Source organism: Leptospira alstonii serovar Sichuan str. 79601, assembly GCF_000347175.1.
GTDB classification, from domain to species: Bacteria; Spirochaetota; Leptospiria; order Leptospirales; family Leptospiraceae; genus Leptospira; species Leptospira alstonii.
In genome coordinates, this window is sequence record NZ_ANIK01000027.1 from 18,170 (window position 1) to 40,239 (window position 22,070).

General features: G+C 42.5%; 18 protein-coding genes and 1 pseudogene. 11 read left to right on the top strand and 8 right to left on the bottom strand.

Annotated features, from left to right (window positions below; all coding sequences use genetic code 11):
- Positions 1 to 53 precede the first annotated feature (53 nt).
- The 4 genes from LEP1GSC194_RS05700 to LEP1GSC194_RS23355 all read left to right on the top strand — a co-directional run bounded on the left by LEP1GSC194_RS05700 (position 54) and on the right by LEP1GSC194_RS23355 (position 3,626).
- Positions 54 to 1,166, top strand: a complete 1,113-nt coding sequence (locus LEP1GSC194_RS05700) for a pyridoxal phosphate-dependent aminotransferase (RefSeq protein WP_020772731.1) — start codon at positions 54 to 56, stop codon at positions 1,164 to 1,166.
- A complete protein-coding gene (locus LEP1GSC194_RS05705; RefSeq protein ID WP_020772711.1) occupies positions 1,150 to 1,977 on the top strand; it encodes a prepilin peptidase in 828 nt (275 codons plus the stop codon). The genes LEP1GSC194_RS05700 and LEP1GSC194_RS05705 overlap by 17 nt, the downstream gene beginning before the upstream one ends.
- A gap of 249 nt (positions 1,978 to 2,226) precedes the next feature.
- On the top strand, positions 2,227 to 3,495 hold the full coding sequence (locus tag LEP1GSC194_RS05710) for an SWIM zinc finger family protein (RefSeq protein WP_020772705.1): 1,269 nt from the start codon (positions 2,227 to 2,229) through the stop codon (positions 3,493 to 3,495).
- A gap of 5 nt (positions 3,496 to 3,500) precedes the next feature.
- On the top strand, positions 3,501 to 3,626 hold the full coding sequence (locus LEP1GSC194_RS23355; protein ID WP_020772714.1) for a hypothetical protein: 126 nt from the start codon (positions 3,501 to 3,503) through the stop codon (positions 3,624 to 3,626).
- A gap of 319 nt (positions 3,627 to 3,945) precedes the next feature.
- On the opposite strand, the gene LEP1GSC194_RS05715 is transcribed toward LEP1GSC194_RS23355, so the two are convergent.
- From LEP1GSC194_RS05715 to LEP1GSC194_RS05735, 5 genes are all read right to left on the bottom strand, one after another.
- Positions 3,946 to 5,166: a hypothetical protein gene (locus tag LEP1GSC194_RS05715; RefSeq protein WP_020772709.1), complete on the bottom strand. Its 1,221-nt coding sequence runs from the start codon at positions 5,164 to 5,166 to the stop codon at positions 3,946 to 3,948.
- Positions 5,167 to 5,228: 62 nt separating this feature from the next.
- Positions 5,229 to 5,945, bottom strand: a complete 717-nt coding sequence (locus LEP1GSC194_RS05720) for an ABC transporter ATP-binding protein (protein ID WP_017807632.1) — start codon at positions 5,943 to 5,945, stop codon at positions 5,229 to 5,231.
- Position 5,946: 1 nt separating this feature from the next.
- On the bottom strand, positions 5,947 to 7,185 hold the full coding sequence (locus LEP1GSC194_RS05725) for an ABC transporter permease (protein ID WP_020772704.1): 1,239 nt from the start codon (positions 7,183 to 7,185) through the stop codon (positions 5,947 to 5,949).
- A complete protein-coding gene (locus tag LEP1GSC194_RS05730) occupies positions 7,185 to 8,000 on the bottom strand; it encodes a secretion protein HlyD (protein WP_017810285.1) in 816 nt (271 codons plus the stop codon). Before LEP1GSC194_RS05730 ends, LEP1GSC194_RS05725 begins: the two co-directional genes overlap by 1 nt.
- A gap of 30 nt (positions 8,001 to 8,030) precedes the next feature.
- Positions 8,031 to 8,780 (bottom strand): TetR/AcrR family transcriptional regulator, encoded by a 750-nt coding sequence (locus LEP1GSC194_RS05735; RefSeq protein WP_036041536.1) that lies wholly within the window; start codon positions 8,778 to 8,780, stop codon positions 8,031 to 8,033.
- A gap of 316 nt (positions 8,781 to 9,096) precedes the next feature.
- Between LEP1GSC194_RS05735 and LEP1GSC194_RS05740 the strand changes: the two genes are divergently transcribed.
- Entirely contained in the window at positions 9,097 to 11,073 is a 1,977-nt protein-coding gene (locus LEP1GSC194_RS05740) for an LTA synthase family protein (protein WP_020772730.1), read from the top strand.
- A gap of 157 nt (positions 11,074 to 11,230) precedes the next feature.
- Here the strand turns inward: LEP1GSC194_RS05740 and LEP1GSC194_RS05745 are convergent, their stop codons facing one another.
- Positions 11,231 to 13,156: a sulfatase-like hydrolase/transferase gene (locus LEP1GSC194_RS05745; RefSeq protein ID WP_020772727.1), complete on the bottom strand. Its 1,926-nt coding sequence runs from the start codon at positions 13,154 to 13,156 to the stop codon at positions 11,231 to 11,233.
- A gap of 488 nt (positions 13,157 to 13,644) precedes the next feature.
- Between LEP1GSC194_RS05745 and LEP1GSC194_RS05750 the strand changes: the two genes are divergently transcribed.
- Positions 13,645 to 14,145: a hypothetical protein gene (locus LEP1GSC194_RS05750; protein ID WP_003001320.1), complete on the top strand. Its 501-nt coding sequence runs from the start codon at positions 13,645 to 13,647 to the stop codon at positions 14,143 to 14,145.
- A gap of 53 nt (positions 14,146 to 14,198) precedes the next feature.
- Here LEP1GSC194_RS05750 and LEP1GSC194_RS05755 read toward each other — a convergent pair whose 3' ends face one another.
- Positions 14,199 to 14,606: an MmcQ/YjbR family DNA-binding protein gene (locus LEP1GSC194_RS05755; RefSeq protein ID WP_020772721.1), complete on the bottom strand. Its 408-nt coding sequence runs from the start codon at positions 14,604 to 14,606 to the stop codon at positions 14,199 to 14,201.
- A gap of 619 nt (positions 14,607 to 15,225) precedes the next feature.
- On the opposite strand from LEP1GSC194_RS05755, the gene LEP1GSC194_RS05760 reads away from it, so the two are divergent.
- Positions 15,226 to 15,669 carry a helix-turn-helix domain-containing protein gene (locus LEP1GSC194_RS05760; protein ID WP_017808301.1) on the top strand — a complete coding sequence of 148 codons (444 nt, stop codon included), beginning with the start codon at positions 15,226 to 15,228 and terminating at the stop codon, positions 15,667 to 15,669.
- Positions 15,670 to 16,038: 369 nt separating this feature from the next.
- On the opposite strand, the gene LEP1GSC194_RS05770 is transcribed toward LEP1GSC194_RS05760, so the two are convergent.
- Positions 16,039 to 17,736, bottom strand: a complete 1,698-nt coding sequence (locus LEP1GSC194_RS05770) for a glycoside hydrolase family 13 protein (RefSeq protein ID WP_036041542.1) — start codon at positions 17,734 to 17,736, stop codon at positions 16,039 to 16,041.
- A gap of 207 nt (positions 17,737 to 17,943) precedes the next feature.
- Between LEP1GSC194_RS05770 and LEP1GSC194_RS05775 the strand changes: the two genes are divergently transcribed.
- The 4 genes and pseudogenes from LEP1GSC194_RS05775 to LEP1GSC194_RS05790 form a co-directional block, all read left to right on the top strand.
- On the top strand, positions 17,944 to 19,344 hold the full coding sequence (locus tag LEP1GSC194_RS05775; protein ID WP_020772725.1) for a UDP-N-acetylmuramoyl-tripeptide--D-alanyl-D-alanine ligase: 1,401 nt from the start codon (positions 17,944 to 17,946) through the stop codon (positions 19,342 to 19,344).
- Between the two features lie 50 nt (positions 19,345 to 19,394).
- Positions 19,395 to 19,883 carry a 5-(carboxyamino)imidazole ribonucleotide mutase gene (gene purE, locus LEP1GSC194_RS05780; protein ID WP_020772728.1) on the top strand — a complete coding sequence of 163 codons (489 nt, stop codon included), beginning with the start codon at positions 19,395 to 19,397 and terminating at the stop codon, positions 19,881 to 19,883.
- Between the two features lie 41 nt (positions 19,884 to 19,924).
- A complete protein-coding gene (locus LEP1GSC194_RS05785; protein WP_051185318.1) occupies positions 19,925 to 21,001 on the top strand; it encodes a 5-(carboxyamino)imidazole ribonucleotide synthase in 1,077 nt (358 codons plus the stop codon).
- A gap of 555 nt (positions 21,002 to 21,556) precedes the next feature.
- Positions 21,557 to 22,070: pseudogene (locus LEP1GSC194_RS05790) on the top strand (IS4/Tn5 family transposase DNA-binding protein); the annotation flags it as partial.

Sequence of the window (22,070 nt, forward strand, 5' to 3'; positions counted from 1 at the left end):
GAAAGAAGTTTTACAGTGGTTCTCTCGAATAGAAATTTCAAAAAGGATTTAGTATGAGTCAGAGTACATTAGAATATGTTTTAGCCGATCGCATCCGAGGATTGGATACTTCCGCCATCCGCAAGGCGTTCGAACTTGCGGGCACGCTTCAAAATCCGATCAATCTTTCCATCGGACAACCTCATTTCCCTTGTCCTCCCAATATCATAGACGCCGGATGTAAGGCTTTGAAAGACGGAAAAACCGCATACACACTTACCGGAGGAATTCCCGAACTCCGAAACGCGCTCGCCGAAAAATACAAAAATGGAAACGGAATTTCCTACGCAGCTCCCGAAAGAATTTTAGTCACTTCGGGAATCAGTTCCGCGTTTCTGCTTTTGTTCAACGCGTTGTTAAACGAAGGAGACGAATGTCTCGTAGTCACTCCTCACTTTTTGATGTATCCGGCTTATATCAAAATTTACGGAGGAAAGATGAATACGGTTCACGAGTCTTTCGAACCGGAAGCTCTGAAAGAATTTGCAAATAAGAAGTTGAAAATCATCATCTATTCTTCCCCTTCCAATCCTACCGGAAAAATACTTTCCCGAAAACAACTGGAAGCGCTCGCCGATCTCGCCGAAAAAACCGGGGCCTACTTGATCTCCGACGAAATCTACGAACTCTTCGACTATGATAAAAAGTTTATATCCGTCGGTTCCTTTTATGAGAAGGCGATCACACTTTCGGGTTTTTCAAAAACCTACAGTATGACGGGACTTCGTTTGGCTTCTATCCTGGCTCCGGAACCTATTATAAAAACATTAACTACTCTTCAGCAATACACTCTCGTCTGCGCTCCTTCCGTAACTCAGTGGATGGGACTCGAAGCCTTAAAGACGGACATGAGTTCCTACATCGCCGACTACAAAGAAAAAAGGGACTTCGTCTACGAGTCGTTAAAGGATCGTTACGAAGTCGCCAAAAGCGAAGGCGCTTTTTACTTCTTCATAAAAATCAAGGAAAAGGACGAAGACTTTATCTTAAGGGCGGTAAAGGAAAAAGAATTGATTCTCGTTCCGGGTTATATCTTTACCGATTCCAAAAACTACATTCGAATCAGCTTTGCCTCCGAATGGGAGAATCTGAAACGGGGAATCTCCGCTCTTGTCCAGCTTGCCTGATTCGGTCGGTTTTTGGATCCTTTTCGTTTTTGGAAGTTTAGGCGCGGCTTCCCTGGGAAGTTTTTACGTCACCCTAGGCTTTCGAATTTTGGAATATTATTACGGTAAAAAAAGAAAATCGATCTCGTTTTTCGAAAGATGGAAGGAAATTCTCACACGTCCCAGTTCCTGCGATCATTGCGGCGCGGAAATACGTTATCCGGAATTGCTTCCCGTTTTCGGTTACTTTATCGCAAAGGGTAGATGCAAACATTGTAATGGAAGAATCCGTTTTCTTTTTCCCTTGATCGAATTTTCCTTCGTCTGCGTTTTTATTTTTTGTTTTTATCTAACGAAAAATCCGGCGTTCAGTTTCGTTTTCCTCTTCTTTTGCGGTCATCTTTTGATTTCTTGTCTTACCGATGCGTTTCATTTTTCTTTGGATTATGAAAATCTTCCCTGGATTTTACTTTTCGGAATTTGTTCCACGTTTCTCTTAAACGGAAAACTTCCGGGTTGGAACGAGTTGTTCGTTTTTGGCGGTTTTTTCCTCGCGTTTTTGATTTTGTTTTTTTTCTTTCCGAACGGAATCGGCTTCGGGGACGTTTTGTTCGCACCGGTTTTCGCATTTATCGCGGGCCATCCCTGGTGGATGTTTTTTTTAAACGCCTCTTATATTCCCGCGGTCCTGTTTACGATCGTCCTTCGGGAAAGGGGAAAAAGTTTACGTAAGGCTCCGATTCCAATGGGTTTGTATTTCGGCGTGGGCTCGCTTCTTACTTTCTTCGGTAAGATTCTTTTTGAGTTTCCGAACGTTTCAAGTGGCGAGTGATTAGGCTTTTTACTTGCAAAAAGTATGATTTTCTAATAGAGAAAAAACTTCCGAGTTTATTCCCCCCACCCAATATTTTGCGTTGAAATAGTGTTTTGCGATGAAAATTTACGATACTCGATTTTATAGTAGGATAATTTAAAAAACCTTCAAAAACTCATTATAAGAATATAGAACGGCGTGGACATAAGGAATGGATTCGAAAACATTTCAAACGGAAACTTACTAATTTCAAGTTGTTGTGTAACTATGACCAATCTCAAAAAAGCGAGAGAAACCTTAAGCAAAACCGTAGGATATGCTCCTTCGGATACGATCGTAGAAAGAGGAATGAAACTTTTTGATGCCGGAGCCGTATACGATTTGGTAGAAACCAAATCGAATTGTTTTTACGCGAAAGTATTTGGAAATACGAGCGACTACGAATTGCGAATTGAAAATATCAAATCCAAAAAAGCGAAAGTAATCTGCGATTGTCCGTACGATATGGATATCTATTGCAAACACGGCGTTGCTGCGGTTTTACAAATCGCCCTTTCCGACTCCGCACATCCTAAGAAGAAAGGAAAAAAACAACCCGGACTTTCCGAAATTCTTTCTAAAGTAACTCATAAGGATCTCGTAGAGTTTCTCTTGGAAAAGGCGGACGCCGATCCTGATTTTTATTCGGAACTGATCCATTTTTTTTCAAAATCCGATTCTAATTCCAAAACTTCCTACCTGGAAACGGCAATGAGAATTTTTCGTTCGATTTCAGGTGGGACCGGTTTTATAGACTATCGATCCAGTTTTAAATTCGAACGGGAAATGAATCGATTTTTAGATAAGGCGGAGCGGCTCTATTCGGTTAAACCGAAAGAAGCATTGTATATCGCTTGGGCCTGCGCCGAAACCGTTTTTCGAGCGGCTCTGCAAATGGACGATTCCGCAGGTATAACGGGCGGTCTGATTTCGGATACATTTGACATAATCGAAAAATCGATTCGTAAAAATCCGGAATTGGCCGATGAAATTTTCGAAGTCTGCCTGCATTTATATCGGAACGAGACCGCGCAGGACTTCGGTTTTTCAAGCGAATATTTTAATATTTTAATATCTTTGGATTTAGATTCCAAACAACAAAAACTTCTTCAAGAGGTTTTAGAACAAGAATTGAACCGCGCGCAAAAAAATCCGTATCGTATTGAAGGAATCGCCGTTCAAATTTATAAACTGTTTCAAAAATCCGGACAAACTTCGGAAGGAATGGATTTCCTCAATCCGTACATTCAACATCCGGAAATCAGGAAAATTTTTCTCGACCAGGTCGTTTCCAAAAAACAATTTTTGCACGCAGAAAAACTGATCTTAGACGGGATTCAAATCGCGGAAAAACTAAGACATTCCGGAACCGTCACCGAATGGAAAAAGGAACTTCTCAAACTGATGGAACGTCAAGGGAACACGAAATCGGTATCGATTATATCGAAAAAGAAGCGGCCGCGATCTCGTCCAGATCGCAATATAAGGAACTCGTAAAAAATATGGAACTGGTAGCCTCTTCGGCTCAAGGGAAAAAGTCCGTTTTGTCTTTGGCAAAACGATTTTCGTTACGATACGAACACAGGCCCGCGATGTTGGACGAACTCAAAAAAGGGAAATTTCTTTAAGTGTTTTCCCGAAATCGGAAAAATTTTAACCTGACATCTGCCACTGATCCCTAGTACGTGGGAGTTCCCACATTTGATTGAAGATTTAAAAATAATTCATTCTAAGTTTTGCGACAGACTCTTAAATTTTATAATGAAAAAATTTATCGTAAATCCACGATTTGTAAGAGTTCCCACATCCATTTTTTTACGAAAAAAATTGACCTAAGATAAAACGGATTTCAACCACCAAACTCACGTTAATTCAACTAAGAATTCGATTTTGATTCGACCGCAGCAAAAACGATAAATTGGGCTTCTCTTTCAGAAACTCAAACATTCAAAAATAAACGACCCTCAAATCCAAACCTCCGTGGGTGACGTGGATCGTATCCGTTTTGATTCCCATATTGCGGATCAAAACGGACCAAGAGTCCTCGTCCGGACAAAGAACCAAACCGCTGATTTCGCAGGGAAGTTCCCACCAGTGTTTCAGCCGTTCTCCCAATTTTTTATAAAAGCCGTTCGAAGAACCGGTTTCCAACCTAAGTCCGTAAGGCGGATTGAGAAGCATCCAGACTCGTTGGCGTTTTCCGGATGCGGTCCAGACGTCCTTCGGGGAAAATGAAAAAAAGTCGCCTTCGTTTTGAACAAAACGAAAAGAATCCGAAAACCCGGATCGATTTATAAAATCTTGATATACTTTCATTCTATTTTCCGTATATTCGAACGTTTCTTTGTTCAGCTCGTTCCACCAGATTCCGATCGGATTTTCAAGGGAATTTTTCAGGGTTTTCTTTTTTAAAAAATCCCAGGTCGCGCTCGGAAATTCCTCCATGTCCTGAAATAAATAATTTCTCGAATAATGAGGAAAACCGACTCCCAAAATCGAATCCAACGACTCGCGCACGAAGGTTCCGGTTCCCGCAAACGGAACAAAAATTCCGTCCGGATTGGGAAGAATTTTGTGCATTCTCTGTATTAGAAATCTTGCAAGGTCTTCCCGAATCGGAGCGGACTTAGAAAGAGGTTTAAAACTTCCCCTTTGATTGAGAGGTTCTCCGGAAAGACTGATATTCAAAATGATTTCGTCTTCCACAAGAAGAGCACTGAGTTCCGTCATTCCGTTTTCGGACGAAGCCAAAGGAACATTCGACTCCCAAAGTCGATTGAGATCCTCGGGAGTCCATTGGGTTTGCCCTTTGATCTGGGAACGAAAGCGAAGAGCCCATTTTTCCGGAAGAATTTCCGATTTGCGCAGAGAGGTTTCTAATTCTTCGAAAGAAAAAGATTTTTTAAACGGATACATTCCTAGGTTCAGTCGAAAATCCCTGACCCATGGAATTCTTACCAAAAGTTCAAGCGCCTGTCTAAAGTTCGCATTCTCGAGCAAAATTTTTCCGGGTTGAATTTTCAAAAACGGGACTTGGGTTTTGGGAAGATAGGAATCCGAGATAATCTTCTTTGCGATCTGTTCGGTTTCCTTGGAAGATCCCGTCGGAAGCAGATACTCCCATCTTTTCGACTGACCCGATTTAAATTTCGGAAATTTCCAACGCATAAAACGTAGAATGAAAGAAGGGACTTGGAAAGCCTATCTGAAAATTTTTCGTTCTCAAATATTCAATGCGTTCTTTTCCCGTTTTTCTTGAGCGGTTCGAACTCTTTTAAGGATACGATCCGACCGTCCACAAGATGAATCTGTCTTTTCGTCTTGGAGGCAAAGTCGGAATCGTGTGTAACCACAAGAATCGTCGTTTTGATTTCCCGATTGACCTTTTCGAGAATATTCATGACCACTTTTGTATTCGCCGAATCCAACGCCCCCGTAGGTTCGTCCGCGAAGATGTATTTCGGATTCATCACAAGCGCGCGTGCGATCGCCACTCTCTGCGCCTGACCTCCGGACAAACGATTGATCCGATAATCCATTCTATCCTTCAGATCGAATTCTTCCAAAAGATGTTCCGCATAACCCTGACATTCTTTTAAAAGCCCCGCCTTTCTTGCGGGCATCAGAACGTTTTCGAGCGCGGTGAACTCGGGCAATAGATAATGAAACTGAAAGATGAATCCCATTTTTTTATTTCTAAACTCGTGGATTTCCTCTTCTCCCATTCGATAGATATCCTTTCCGTCGATTTCGATCGAACCCGAACTCGGAGGATCCAAGGAACTGATCATATACAATAGGGTGCTTTTTCCGGAACCGGACTTTCCCGTAAGAGAAACATAATCCCCGTCCTCGATGTCCAGACTGACTCCTTTGATGATTTCCGAATTACCGAAAGTTTTTTTAAGACCGTTTACGGAGATTCCGACACGACTTGCGGTTTGCATTCTATTCTCCACGTATGATTTCGATCGGCGAAAGTTTTCCGGCGGATCTTGCGGGAATCCAACTCGCGATCAAAGTCGCGACCATCGATTGTGCGAACGCCTGCACATAAATCGCGGGCGCAAAAGAGACCACCATCGTCGAAGCTTTCGCCGAAAAAAGAGGATTGGTAAACGGAAGGGTTTCGATTTTTAAACAAGCCAAAAATCCGATCAACAACCCGATCACTCCTCCGGAAACTCCTAAAATCAACCCCTGTAATAGAAAAATCATCAGCACCTCATTGGGTCTGTAACCGATGGAACGAAGGATTGCGATTTCCCTCTTTTTCTGATTGATAATTACATTCAAAATATTGTATATTCCAAATCCGGCAACCGTCAAAATCGCGGCGGTCATGGAATAACGGATCGCGTCCTGAAGTTTAAAGATGGCGAAAAAACTGGTGTTCGCTTCCTGCCAGCTTAAAACTTTTTCGTCTCCCATATTTTTCCATTCTTCCGCTTTCTGAAAAGAAAGGTTTACGTCCTTTAGACGAACGGCGATATCCGTGATCATTCCGGACTGGGCCGTCAAAAGCTGAATTTCGGATAACAGTCCATAGGCGACGCTATCGTCGAGAGCCTTGTTTCCCGAACGAAAAATTCCCGAAATTCGAAACGGAGTTTTGTCCTGAAAACCGGAAGAAACCCAAACCGTTTTGTTAAGTCCCAGTCCGAGAAGTTTCGCAAGTCCGTCTCCTAAGACGATTCTATTTCCCGCGGAAAGGGATTCCACACTTCCTTCCGTGATATAATCCGCGAGAGGTGTGATCCGAATCTGTCTGGATGGAATGATTCCGATGACCTTTCCGGTCTCGTGATTGGAACCGGAAAAAAGAAAAACTCGCCCGCTCACCTGCGGAGAATACGCCTCCACGTCCTTGTCTCGCTCCAATCGTTCATACCAAAGACTCGCCTTGTTTAGATGTGTGGAACCGCGTTTTCCGGAAGGGGGAGAAAGCCAAAATACGTTTTCTCCGGGAAACAAATCGTCCATGGAATTCGGTTGAATGATTTCCTGCCTGGGACTGATCCGAACGTGACAGTCCGCGTTGATCAACTGATCGACCAGATAACCCCTAAATCCGAGAAGAACTCCGGAAATGATGATAAAGGCGGCCGTACCCAAGACGATCCCGGAAAGTGTCGTCAGAGTTTGTTTTCCCCTGACGAGCATTTGTCTGATTGCGATGAACAACATTACGGAACCTCCGAGAGTTTATCTCCGGCTTGAATATCTCCTTCTTTCACTTCTATAAACTGTTCGGATTTCAATCCGGATTTAAAGGAAACCGGAATTGATTTACCGTTTCTGAATATTATAATTTTATGTTTCTTTTCGTATTTTCTCGGGATAAGAACGGCGTTTTCCCTATTTCCGATTTCGATCGCGACGTCCGCGCTCATTCCCGGGAGAACACCTTCTGGAAAATGCGCCGCTTCGATTCTTGCAAAAAACTGTCCTGCGTGCGAAAAAGTTCCCTGAACGCGACCCTGAACGACCTCGTTCTGTTTTCCTTCAAAACGAATCAAAGCGTTTTGACCTTTACGAATCGAAAGAAGAATCTGCTCATCGAGCGCAACGATGAGATATTTGGCGCCCACTCCCAAAACTTCGATTGCCAGAAAATTCTGAAACGCGACCTCTCCTTCGTGATAGCCGACTTCGGAAACGATCCCGTGAATCGGCGATCGAACGACGGCCATTCCTTCGAGCTGAAGTAAACCCTGACCCGGAACCACTTCGTCCCCTTCCAAAACGAAAACTTTCGTGATCTTAGTCGGAACTCCGACTCGGAATCGAAACGTATCCAAGGAATGGACGGTTCCAAGCCCGTAGGCCTTCTCCGCAATCGGACCGAGAACGGCGACATCCTCGTCCTTATTTTTCCCCTTCATGGATAAGAATAAAAGCAGAATCGAAATAGGCAGAAGCGGAAAAAGAATCCGAAACGGTAAACGTAAGGATCGGTATATCGCAAATCCTGATTTTATTTTATCGATTAAAACATTCATACAAACTCCTGATAAGAATCGGTCTCAATTTTAAGATTTCTTTTTTTTCTTCTTAACCTTAGCCGTCGTTTTACGAATCGGCGGTTTTTTCTTAGATTGGGATTTTAAAACCGGAACCTCTTGTTTTTTAGGCGCAAGTCCGCTCGCAATAAACTCGATCGTTCTTCTCATCTCGGCTTCGTGGTCCCAGTCGTCTTCGGCCTTCGGTTGATACAAAATTTCCGTCAGTAAAACGTATCCGGCGAGGTTGACCGCGATCAAACGAAACGCTGACTCGATCGGCATCTCCGAAATCATTCCTCTTTCTTGAAATTTTTTAAGACGTTCTTTGATCAAGGGCGCCAATCTTTCCTTAAAAATCCGTTCTAAGGCCGCTCGAATTTCGATCGTGATAAAAGCTTCCTGAAGAACGATCCGAATCAAATCCCTGTTTTTTCCGATGAATGAGATTCTCTCTTGGAAAAGGGCCGTCAGAAATTGTTCGAGGTTCGAAAACTCATGGGAAAAGACCATTTGTAATCTTTTGAGAGTTAAGGGAGCGAAAAAACTTTCCAGGATCGGCAACACCAAACTTAAGAGCAGTTCCTTCTTGCTCTTAAAGTGTTTAAAAATCAGGCCTTCCGCGACTCCTGCCTTTTTGGCGATCTCCACCGTGGTTGTGGCGGAAAAACCCTTTTGAGCGAAAATTTCAATCGCCGCCAAAAAGATTTTCTTTTGTCCTTCAGGCCAATTCGAGTCAAGCTCGATACTTTCTTGCATTTCTTGTGTTGGTAGATTCATAGTGAGTGATTACTCACTCATCATTTTTCGAAAGGGAAATCTGTCAAGATTCAAATTTGTCGTTCGTTCCGGTTTTTTAGAAAAATATTTTTTTCCAAAATAAATCGATTTTCGCTCTTAGATTGCCTTCTAAATGAACTTCATACGAAACTTTTGATCGTTTCCGATGATCTTCTTAGTTTTGCGGTAACGAAACGGGCTTCGAAATTTTTCCTTATTTTTGACTTGAGCCTCCGCCTCCACTTCCGCCTACTATCTGTTTTGAGAATTCAATGTCGGTTCGAATTCCCGCCTATCATACATGAAAAGAGTCAGAATGTTTCAACGTATCCCCTCCCACTTAAAACTCGTTCTAGGTTATGTTCTCTACTTCGCTCTCATTCTCCTCTTATACAAGATCGCGTTTCTTGCGGTCTATTCGTACAGACTTCAGGGAGTTCCTTTCCAAGAAGTCGCATTCGCGTTCCTTTTAGGATTTCGTTTCGATCTCGTAGTGATCGGAATGACATTGGGAGCCTTCGCCCTTCTTTCCGTATTGCCGTACTTAAATCGATTTCAGTTATACCGTTTTTTCTGGGGATACACGCCGATCCTTTTGGGAATTTGGATGATCGCACACCTGATCGCAGACATCATTTATTTTGAAAACGCGAACAAACATATCGGTTACGAAGGGTTCGTATTCATCGGAAAAGACTTGGGTGTAATTCTTAAATCGGCGCTGGAACAAAACACGTTTACGTTTCTGATCGGAATCGTGTTTTTGCTGGCCTTCCTGCCCTTATCCACTTGGTTATTTCTCAAATACAATCCCTACCGCTATAAGAAGGAATCTTGGAAATCCACATTCGTTCAGATTGTGGTCGTTTTGATCACGACGGTCGTAGCGATTCGCGGAGGTATCCAAGAATCTCCGATAAGAGCGACTAACGCGATCGTTTCCGGAAACAACTTCGTAAACAACATCGCGCTCAACGGCGTTTTCACTTCGATCATGGATTTAAAAAGTCAGTCCATCCCGAAATTCTTAAAGTTGGAAACCGAGGAAGCGGTCTCAGTCGTTCGAAAAGAAATTTCCTATCCGGGTACGGAATTTATCAGCGATAAATATCCGATCCTACGCGTTCAACGGGAAACCAATCCCGGAACACCTCCGAACGTAGTTTTGATCATGCTCGAAAACTGGACCGGAAAGTTTATTAAACCGATTTCCAACGGGCTCGTGGAAGGAAAGGAAATCACTCCGTACTTCAATCAACTCGTGAGGAAAGGAAGATTTTACAATCGTTTTATCGCGTCTGGCGGAAGGACGACTAACGGAATGATGTCGATTCTTACCGGCATTCCCGACCGGCCGGGTTTGACCGTCGTAAGAACGCATCAGGTCCTCGGAAACTTTTCGGGAATCGGAAACATCTTCAAAAGAATGGGCTACGATACTTATTTTGTGACCGGGGGGGATCTGAGTTTCGACAACAAAAGTACCCTTATGCCTCACTGGGGTTTTGATACCGTACTCGGAGAAAAGGAAATAGCAAAACTCGGTAGATTCAAATTAGGGGCCTGGGGATACGACGACGCGGACGTATTACAATTATTGCATGAACGAATTTCCGCCTCCAAGAAGCCGATTCTCGGTTTGGCCTTGACCCTAACGACTCACTATCCTTACAGAACTCCCGCGGAAAAATTCAAGATTTTCGATCCTTCCACGAGAGACTACGATTTTCTAAACGTCTACAATTACGCGGATTGGGCCGTTCACAACTTCATCACTCAGGCGGAAAAATCGGGATATTTCAAAAATACGATTTTCGTTTTCGTTGCGGACCATACCCACCACAGATATTTGGATTATTACGAGGATAGAAACGTTCCTTTTCTGATTTACGCTCCCGGAAGAGTCGCGCCTGCGTTAGACGAAACCATTGCTTCCCAACTGGACGTAATTCCGACGATATTAGGACTTGTCGGAAAAAAGGCGGTTTTTTCCGCGATGGGAAGAAATCTATTGGCTCCGGGGAGAACTCGGACCGCCTATTTCGCATACGGGAATTTATTCGGTTGGATAGAGAACGAACTTTTTTATTTAAGATTTTTCGACGGGAAAGAAGACCTTTCCTACAATATCAATCCGCCTCGCGAGAAGAACAATTTCTGCGATAAGGACCCCGCCGTTTGCGACGAAATGAGCAGGAAGGCAAAGGCGTATCTAAATTTGAGTTACGAATTATTGAATCAGAATATCGTTTTCCCCTCGGAGACGGAGTTGCAAAAAGATTTTTCTCCGTAGTTGTTTTTCTCGAACGAAGGCGCGCGGCCGTATATTCCATAAATCACAATATAATAATCACTTTAGCGTTAGTTTCGCAAAACTTACGTTAAACTAAATTAGAAAATTATAATTCCTTAATATTTTTTCCGAACGACAAATTTCGATTTAAAAATCGTCAGAGTTTAATTCCGGAAGCGGCGTAAAGATCGTGACAAAGACTACATTCTTCCAATTGTCCGCGGATCTCCCGTTTTTTCTCCAAGTTCAAACCGGGCCAGAGATTTCTTTTCTCATACGGATCTTCTTGAATATTATAAACTTCCTCGTCCGGCGGAAAAGAATTGAGACGAAGCATATAATGCAAATTCCCTTTGATATAACTCATTCCCACCCGATAAAGGGAGGTTTCGTTGTTATTCGCGATAAAAATACGACGGTCTTCGGGAAGATCGGAAAACAGGGAACAACCTTCCAACTTGGAAAGATAACTCCTCGTCTCGGGTTGATTGGAAACGCCTAACAGTTCCGCAACGGTGGGAATTAGATCCGTATTGGAAACGTTTTTATCCGCGTTTTTTTGCAAACGATCCTGGAAGTGATTTTTTTTCAGGGAATTCGGCAGAAAGACGAACATAGGAATCGCCAAAGTTTCTATATGATTACTTTCTATATGACCGATGTAGTCGTGTTCGAAAAGGGCCTCTCCGTGATCGGAAGTGAAAATCACAAGAGTATTTTCGGTCAGGTTTTCTTGATTCAAAAAATTGAATACGTTTTCCAAAAGACGATCCAAATAACGGACTGAATTATCATAAGGAGCCTGCGTATCCTTACCGATCGGAAAGTGGGCGAATTCTTCGGGAATGATGTACGGAAAATGATTCGTGTTTAAATGCAGAACCCCGGCGAAGTTACGACCCTTATTTTTGAGAAGTTTTACATGAGTTTGAAATTCGATTATCGTTTTACGATCGTCGACTCCGATATCGTTGAAAACCCGTAGTCCGCTGACTTCCTTATTCCATAAAAAATCGATCCCGGCGTTCCTAAAAAAACCGGAAAAATTATTCCAACGAAAGCTGTGGCTCGAAATGAAAAAGGTGGAAAGACCCGCAGCCTTTCCGTACTCCCAAAACAAGGGAAAACTATGAGTCATCGAAACGGGTTGAATCGGTGAAACGCCCGATAACAAACTCGGGACCGAAATCAAAGTGGAACTCGAATTCGAAAATGCCTTTTGAAAAACCACAACCGATCCGTTCGGTGTGTTCTGCGTCCAACGATTCAGAAACGGCGTCGTATCCTTTTCGTAGCCGTAGAGAGCCATACTCTTTCTACGAAGACTTTCGCTAAGAATGATCAGAACGTTTTTACGAAACGAATTCGGACTTTTGCTCAAAATCGGCTTATTTCTAGATTGAAGTCCCGCAGAACCCAGTCGGTCTCCCGTAACAAGGTTGTAGATGTTCCGATTGATAAACGAAATCGAATTCGCATCCGAAACGTAAATCTGATCGTTAAAACGAGTGTTGTTGTGAAAGAAAACGGTAAGAGCCAGAACTCCGAAAATAAGTCCGGAATAGATACTTCTCTTAAATCGAATCGGTTTAAAACCCGCCGACACGACTTTCAAACTAAGGAATAACAGGATAAAAAGAAAAACGAAGCCGATCAAACTCGAAATCGTAAGCCCGCCCTTGAGAATGGTCCAGCTGTTGAACGGTTCTTGAAAAATATAAGAAAAGACGAAAAAGTTCGGCATGATTCCCGCGTATAAAAAATATCCGTAGGAACCGACCATACAAATCGAATAACCGAAAGCCGAGAATATTAAAATAATCCAATATGATTTTTTCTTAGACGCCGAAAAAAGAAAAGCCAGGGAAAAAAGAATCAGGGAATAAATCAAAATAGAATATAGGAAAGAAAGAATATAATAATACCATTGCAAAGTCTCCATTTGACTGAGAACCTTCCAACGCAAACCGAGATCCATGAATAAGATCAAGGACGGAACGAGTGAAATGAAAAAAAGCCTGAATTCGGGCTTAGAAACGAAAAAATGAAGATCACTAAATTTTTGTCTGAAGAAAGAAAACAAAAAATACTCCGTTCTTGTTCGAAATAAAATCGATTTTTTCGGTATGAAATTTTATTTTTCATTCAGACCATAAACCGGAAGAAAAAGGATCATACCAAGTAATCATAGTAAGCAATTGCTTACATGTTTATTTTTAGATTGTCTTAGAAATCAAGTATTTTTCGAATGGATTCAGAAAATATTTCCTCACTCCGAAAAAAATCGAATAAGTCTCACTTAAAATTCCAAAACTGATTTAAGAAAATCTGATATTTCCGTTTTGAATTCCAGCCCGCCGATGCAATAAGAGTCTTTCCGACTTTTAAACCTCAAAACAATCGAGTAAGTTCTCCTCAAATTGAAGCCGAGAATTTCCGTCTGATTTTCCGGCTTTGGATCGGAAGTCGCGACCCGAAAAGGGCTGAGTATGCGTAAAATGGAAAACGAGATATTCCTATTTCAATCTCGGAATATAATCCAGATTCACTCCAATTCGCGGAGAAATAGATTTGGCAATCCGAGCGTATCCTCCTGAAATGGGAATTGCAATGAACATCGAACTCTCTCGGGAACAATACGAAGCGCTTCTTAAATCTTTAGCGATCACTCGATTTTTATATCATTCCATTCTTGATGAAGAAGAACCGACTGCGGATAGATTGGATTCTTACGATATCTTCGAAGACATGGAGCAACAAGTTTTGTCTTATGCAAAGGCTCTGGAAGTTTCCCATCTTGTGGCGTACGATAACGAAGAGGAGCTTCACTATCTTACCAGGGAATTCGAAGAAAAGACGGACATCTCCGAACTTATAGTCGAATATCAGGACAGTATATTTTGGGATGAACTCATTCAAAGACTCGCTGCGAGGGACTTTATGAGAACTTATAACGAATCCGAAATCAAAGGAATGGCAATCGAAGAAAGAATCGAAAAAGAAGCCCCTTTCATTTTGAAGTACGAAGAAATTTTTACCGAATCGGGAATCGAAAACTTGGAGATCAAATAAAATCCGGTCCGTTTTTCGTTTTCTTTTGGAAATTCAAAAAAATTTACAATCGATCAGCGGTCTTTCAACAGAGCGGCTAATTTTTTCGGCGCGATCTCACAATAACTTTGAATCAAGAGTTCGTTCACCTCCTCCCAATCAACCTTCTCGTCTATTACAAGCCCCGCGATATTCGGCCACCATACGGGGTTAAAAAAAGGATATCGTGCGAATCGGGAAGTATCGATTTTGTGTAAAGAAAATCGAAACGTCAAAAGATAGGCTGGTCCGTTCATACCGACCGCTTGCGCGTAGGCCGGCGGCCAACCCTCTCGGATCATCAGTACATGAGCAAAATTTTTCTTTTTCACACACCAACGCGTTCCGACCCAAGCTCGTTCCTCGTATACTTCCGGAAAATCAAGGCATAAGAGGCGCAGTTTGGAAAGAATTTCCTCGGGAATATCATTGGGATGATTCATTGTCTAAACTCGATCGATTCAATAGGATACCATCGATTTTTATCCGTCGGCAATACAAATTTTAAAATCGGAGGCGATAGGAGGGGTACCGCGCATAACGGTTCCATTATATTTTATATTTATAATTATAGAAAGCGCCGCCTAAACGTCCTTACAAACCGGTAAAAAAAGTGATGGTTCCGGATCAAATCAAAAACTGAATTGGATTCCGAGTTTTCGGGCCAAAATAACGATTTTTATTCGAATCAGGGCCAAAGATACCGGAGAGAATTTGGGAGTAAAATCGTCGACGTGAAAATTCGATCCAGCTTCGGTTCGGATTACCAAAGGGAGGCTTGAAGAAACTGTATCCTAAAAATTTCGTTATCCTACAACTTTCTCGCCCAAATATAGGAAATAAGAACTCGTCCCGGTCATTTGTATACAGAATGGATTTTGGCGACGAGTTTTATCGGATATCCAATCTCAATGATATTAAAACTTACTTAAATTCTTCAAAAAACTTATATTTCCGCAAACCGAAATCATTTTAAAGGTTGTAATAAAAAGGGCATAAGTTAGATATTTTAGTAAATTTATAAAAAAGGATCTCTATTTAAGTATTGAGTTACGTGTAGATATGGCAAATAAAATTATCACAATTCCTATGGAAAATATAGACTTTTCCACGCCAGGAAAACGGCTCCGGTATGCGATCAAAAACATATTAGCAATGAATGATGAAGACTTTGCCACTTCGATCGGTAAGTCTCAAAATTATATCAGTTATATTTGCAACGATAAGCGCCCTTTGTTGGATAAGCTTGCCGCGGATATCGAAAAAACACACGGAATTTCAGGTCTTTGGCTAACTAGCGGAAAGGGAAGCGCCGAAGTGAATTCATCCATGAATGAAAATTCCGGAACCGTCAAAAAAATGAAAAAACGAGATTATCTGTGGAACAAGATCTCAAATGATAAAGCGGAAGATACGATGATTTCATTCTATGACGAAATTCCGCAGGAAACCCGTAATCTTATCTATCAGATGATCCTTGCCGTTGCCAAAAATAATCGATATTGAGAGATCTTCCGAATTTTTCAGATAAAAAAGATGCAAACATCGCTTTTTAGGACCGTTTTCCGTTATTAAATCTCCTTCGCGTTTCTACTTTTACCTTCAAATTCGTTTGTGGGTTCTTATCGTTTTCTTGCGCCAACCCTTTTCATCTTTTTTAGTCGGAATGGAAAACCAACGACTAAACGAGGATGTTTTTTCGATCCACTTATAGTCCGCATTCCATTTTTACAATCGCGGTATCCGCAGTTGTAAGTTTCAAATCCGAAAAAATGCGAATGCGGCCATTTGTACGGCTTCGCCGTTTTTTTCGAAATCGGAAAGAGCCGAATGTCCTTAAATTTTTAGCGAAACTAAAAATCGGGGAATAAAATTTTATTTTTTTGGAATATATTCGTTTCCTAATATAACTCCCGAACAAGGGGGGATTTTAAACCGATCAAATTCGTTGTGATCGAAAGAAACGGTGGAAAAGAAATACTTTCTGCAGTCCGTCGGATTGACGAAAAACCTATTCTTTTTCCCGAAATTGAAAACGACGAGCTTACGTTCCTTACCGAATTCTCTCAAATAAACCAACATATCTTTCGGAACGTTTTCTTCGAGCAACGTCAAAGTTCCTTCTTTTAACGCGGAACTTTCGTTTCGAAGACGAAGAACACCCTTATACGTATTCAAAAGGGAATCCCTGTCCTCCGATTCGACCGATACGTTTCTTTCCCGGTAATTCCCGTGAACTCGAATCCAAGGTTTTGCCTCTCGACTCGTAAAACCTGCATGGGGAGAATCGTCCCACTGCATCGGAGACCTCGCCCTATCCCGAATGATAATGTCCGCAAGTCCGAGTAATTCGGAAAGCCAATCGCCTAACCAGCGATAGATTCTTGCGAGAGGGTCCTGAGCCTCGGTCAATTTGATCGTCTCGTTGGTCATTCCGATTTCTTCCCCGTAATAAGTGACCGGAACTCCCCTTGCGGTAAATTGAAACAGTGCGACCAATTTCCCCTTTTCAAGGTTATTATTGATTTTCATCATATAACGTCTTTGATCGTGATTCCCGAAAACGTAAGTAGGAATGTTCGGATACGGATATACTCGTTCCATTTTCTTGACGATCCCCTTAAAAAAGTTCGTCTTGAACTTTAACAAAAGAGTTTCGAACAGAAAGATGAGATTCAGGCCGTCTTTTTTTTCGCCTAAATAACGTTTGATGATATGGTCGTCTCCGGCGACTTCCCCGACCGCAAAACGATCCCCGTCGAACTCGTCCAAAACGGTCCTGAGTTCTTTCGCAAAAGCGAAGTTATCCGGATGATTTACCGTATGAACCCTACTCTGAAAATAACCGTCGTGATCGTTTTCCGAAACTATGTATTTAAATCGAAACGGATTGTCCCGAAAGTGTTTGTCCTTATAGATCGCGTGAAAGATATCCAAACGAAATCCGTCCACTCCCTTCTTAAGCCAAAAACGTAAAACGTCGAACATCGCCTTTTTGACTTCGGGGTTGTAGTAATTCAAATCCGGTTGAAAGTCCAAAAAACTCGCGAGATACCATTGATCGGTATTGGAATCGTAATGCCAAGCCTTGGGAGTCACAAACGAGCTCCAGTTATTGGGAGGTTTATTCTTACCTCTTCCGTCTCTCCAAATGTACCAATCCCTTTTGGGATTGTCCTTACTCGAACGGGATTGTCTAAACCAATCGTGTTCGATGGAAGTGTGGTTCATCACCATATCAAAAACGATTTTCATTCCCCGTTTATGAACTTCCTTTATTAGTTTTTCTGCATCCTTAACGGTTCCGTATTCGGGAGAGATCGAGTAATAGTCGCTGACGTCGTAGCCGTGATCCATTTGAGGACTTTTGTACAAAGGGGATACCCATAGGGTTTCGAACCCGAGATCACGAAGATAATCCAACTTGGAAATGATACCCGAAATGTCCCCGATTCCGTCCCGATTGCTGTCGGCAAAGGAACGAGGATAGATCTGATAAATCGTGGTCTTTTGCCACCACTTATCAATTAGGTGGGAGTTTTTTTTTGGGGAATTTGATTTTCTCGCGGTCATATCTTCTTTGGCTTTAATAGAATCAAAAATATAGGAATGAAGGCTGTCAAGGCGGTATTCCGACAAAACCGAACCGGTGATCGTCGATTTACAAATCCAAGTTTCAATCGACCTCTTTTTCTTTAGCTTTTGAGAGAAACTTTTTACGATACGTGCATTCGTTTATTTTAGAATTTTCAAAACATTCTCTCCATACAACTTGGACTCATGAAAGCTCCCTTCTCCTACGACCCGGAAACGATCCGTAAAGTACTGGGATCTCGGTCGAAAACCTGGTTTTATAAGGAACCGTCAATTACTACGATTACCACCTCTTCCACCGAGACGGAAAACAATTCCCTTTTTGTTCCCCTTCGAGGCAACAGAGACGGACACGAATTTATCAGGGACGCGCTTTCCCGAGGAGCTGCTTATTTTTTGGTCGAGGAGGATCATCCGATCCGAAACAACTTCGACTTAGAGGAGAATTCCAAAGCGATTCCCGTGAAAAACACGTTAGTCGCGCTTGGAAAACTCGCCGCCTTTCACAGATCCCGTTTTAATCCGATCGTCGTTGCGGTTACCGGTTCCAGCGGAAAAACCACGACAAAAGAACTTTTGGGAAATTGTCTGAAAAATCTGGAAGAATCCGCATTGGTCGTGACGGAAAAAAATTATAACAACGAAATCGGACTTCCGTTCACTCTTTTTAGAATTTCCGATCGAACTCGAATCGTAGTATGCGAACTCGGAATGAATCATAAAGGGGAAATTTCAAGGCTCTCTCAAATCGCCAAACCGGATTTGGCGGTAATCACTACGATCGGAACGGCTCATATAGAATTTTTAGGAAGTCAAAAAAACGTCGCAAAGGCGAAGGTGGAAGTGGCGGAAGGTTTGGCAAAGGGAGGGAAACTCTTTTATCCAAGTACGGGAGAATATTCTAAAGTACTAAAAAGGAAACTCCATCGACACGGAAGCAAGTTGGTTCTTACAAAGCCGGAACATACTTTCTCCGTTCTTCGAAAAAAACCTTCGGGGTTTTTATTGGAATACAAGGGAAAAGAAATCGAATGGAATCTTCCCGGAGATAAACTTCTGGAAAACTTGGCGGTCGCCATCGTTTGTCTGGAATCGATCTCCACACCCACGGAATGGATCGGGGAAGGAATCGCCACTTTTAGATCCGGCGATAAGAGATTGGATCTTAAAAATGGAAAATACTCCCTCATCAACGATACGTATAACGCGAATTACGAATCCATGCTTTCCTCTTTGGAGGTTGCGGATCAACTCGCCGACGGCAAGGAGTTCTACGCGGTGTTAGGCGACATGAGGGAATTGGGAAAACATTCCCGAGAGTTCCATAAGAAACTCGGAAAGAAATGCGCCGAATTTCGAAATCTAAAAGGACTTTTTACGTTCGGAACGGACGCTCTTTGGATTCGGGAAGAGTTTGTGAAACGAACGATTCTTCCCAGATTTTCAGAACATTTTGCGGAAACCAAAGAAGGACTTACGGAACTGATCGGGAAATTTTCGCAAACGGTTCCGGAAGGTTCCGTAGTTTTGGCAAAGGCTTCGCGTGGAATTCAATTGGAGCGTTTCGTCAACGCCCTTCCGGTTTAATACTTGCAAGGGTTTGAATCGAAGGAAACATCTTCAACAGGAGAAAGGTCTTGAGCGCAAAAGTTGCAATCATTATGGGAAGTCATTCCGATTGGGAAACGATGAAAGAAGCCGAATTGATCTTGAAAGAACTCGGCGTATCGGCGCACAAAGAAATCGTCTCCGCGCATAGATCGCCCGAGCTTATGTTGGAATTTTCTAAATCGGCAAAACAAAACGGTTATTCCGTAATCATCGCGGGGGCCGGAGGAGCCGCTCATCTTCCCGGAATGGTCGCCTCGATGACAACTCTTCCCGTTTTAGGCGTTCCCGTTCAAAGCAAAACGTTAAACGGCTTGGATAGTCTTCTGTCCATCGTTCAGATGCCCGGCGGAGTTCCCGTCGGAACTCTTGCGATCGGAACGGCCGGTGCAAAAAACGCGGGCCTACTCGCGGCGAGAATTCTTTCCCTTCAGGATCCTGAACTTTCCGAAAAACTGGAGCGGTATCGAAATCAAATTCGAGAAGAAGCTCTTTCCAAAAACAAGGACCTTTTGTGAAAGCCGACAAATCTCTCCCGCCCGGTTCGCGACTTGGAGTTATGGGAGGCGGACAACTCGCGAGAATGTTCTGCTTGGAGGCGATCCCTTTCGGATACGAGGTTTCCGTTTATTCTCCTGAAAAGAACTCTCCCGCTGCGGGAGCCGGGGCAAAGGAATACGTATCCGCATACGAGGACGAAAAAGCGCTGACCCGTTTTTTGGAAAACATAGACGTTCTTACATTCGAATTTGAGAATATTCCGGAAACTGCACTTATCACGATAGAAAATTTTTCGAAACTTAAAGTTTATCCTTCCCCGAATTGTATCCGAATCGCACAAAACCGATGGAAGGAAAAAACTGCCTTTCAAAAAGCGGGAATTCCGACCGTGAATTTTTATCCCGTTTTTACGAAAGAGGACGTAAGTTCGGTTCCGTCCAAGGTTCAATATCCCTGTATATTAAAAACGAACACGATGGGTTACGACGGAAAAGGCCAGATTAAGTGCAAAACGAAAGACGATCTGATTGAGGCGCTTGCCTCTCTCAAGGAACTCAATCATATCGTTGAGGAATTTTTTCCGTTCACTTTCGAGGCTTCGGTGATTCTTGCAAGATTTCAAGACGGCAAAATTCTAAATTTTCTTCCGTCCGAGAACGTCCATAAGAATCATATTTTGGATCTCACGTTTTATCCCGGCAATTTTTCGGATGAGATTCGAGACAAACTCGTGGGCTACGCGAAAAAATTGGCCGAGACGATCGATTATGTGGGAGTGTTCGGAATTGAATTTTTCATCAAAGACGAGGAAATTCTTTGTAACGAATTCGCTCCAAGACCGCATAACTCGGGGCATTTCAGTCAAAACTCGGGAACTCTTTCGCAATTTTCCCTTCAGTTGAGAACCCTTTGTAACCTTCCGGCGCCCGAAAACATTCCGGCAAAATCGGTTGCCATGAAAAATATTCTCGGTGAAGATTACAAACCCGGTTCTACTCTTTGGAATGAAACATTAAAAAATCCTTATTATCACCTTCACCTTTACGGTAAAACCGAAGTTAGAAACGGAAGAAAAATGGGGCACTGGAATTATTCGGGACCCGATCCGGAATCCGCTTTTTTAAACTGGGATTGATGTTTCAAACAAACGATCAGCGAGTGTCCGGTCGACGTTAAAAATCAATTCTTAGCGTCGATTTGATTTTTAACCGAAGAATTTAAAATATTCTGTTTTTCTTATGCTCCATCCGGAAAAGAGACTCCGGCGCTAATAGCTTTCGCCTAACGCGACGCGAAACTCAACCTCGCTCCCTACGGGTCGCTCGGTAATGCTGCTTTTGGCTATCTCGCTTCCTGCCGAATGACCCATAGAGAATGAGGCACTATTTCAAGGGATCATTCTCTCTACTCAGTGAAACGCTCTCTACGGATCGCGTTTCAGGGGCGCTCATCTTAGCTACGCTAAGAACCAATCGCGACGCAAAACTCAACCTCACTCCCTACGGGTCGCTCGGTAATGCTGCTTTTGGCTATCTCGCTTCCTGCCGAATGACCCATAGAGAATGAGGCACTATTTCAATGAATCATTCTCTGAACTCAGTGAAACGCTCTCTACCATAACCTTACCCACAAATATGAGAAAAAACTAGATTTTTCAACCTTTATTTCCAAAGTTAGTAAGGGCCTTATAATGAACACTAAACATTGGAGTAGTACACTCGGAACGGAATTAGATTGGGTGGAGGAAGAATATTTATCGCTGAACTTGGGAGATAAGCGATTAGATAAACGACTCAAGAAAATCGTGAGCGTGATGACAAAACGAGGAGGAACGAGTTTGCCAGATATATTTGGCAATTGGTCAGGCACGAAAGGAGCGTATCGCTTTTTTTCGAATCCGAAAGTATCATCGGAAAAGATCATAGAACCTCATAGTCAAGCAACAAAGAAACGACTTCACCAACAAGAAACAGTCTTGGTATTAAGCGACACAACGAAATCTATTATAGAAAAAGGGATCGTGTAGATGACTTGGGGCCGATGAACTCGGAATACAATCAGGGTCTTCTTTTGCATCCATCGATAGCTTTACGACTGAGGAATCCCTTTAGGCATCCTGGATTTTAAAATGTGGTCACGTACGGAATTAGGCGCCAACCAAAATCAAGACGGAAGAAAAATGTCCATAGAACATAAGGAAAGTG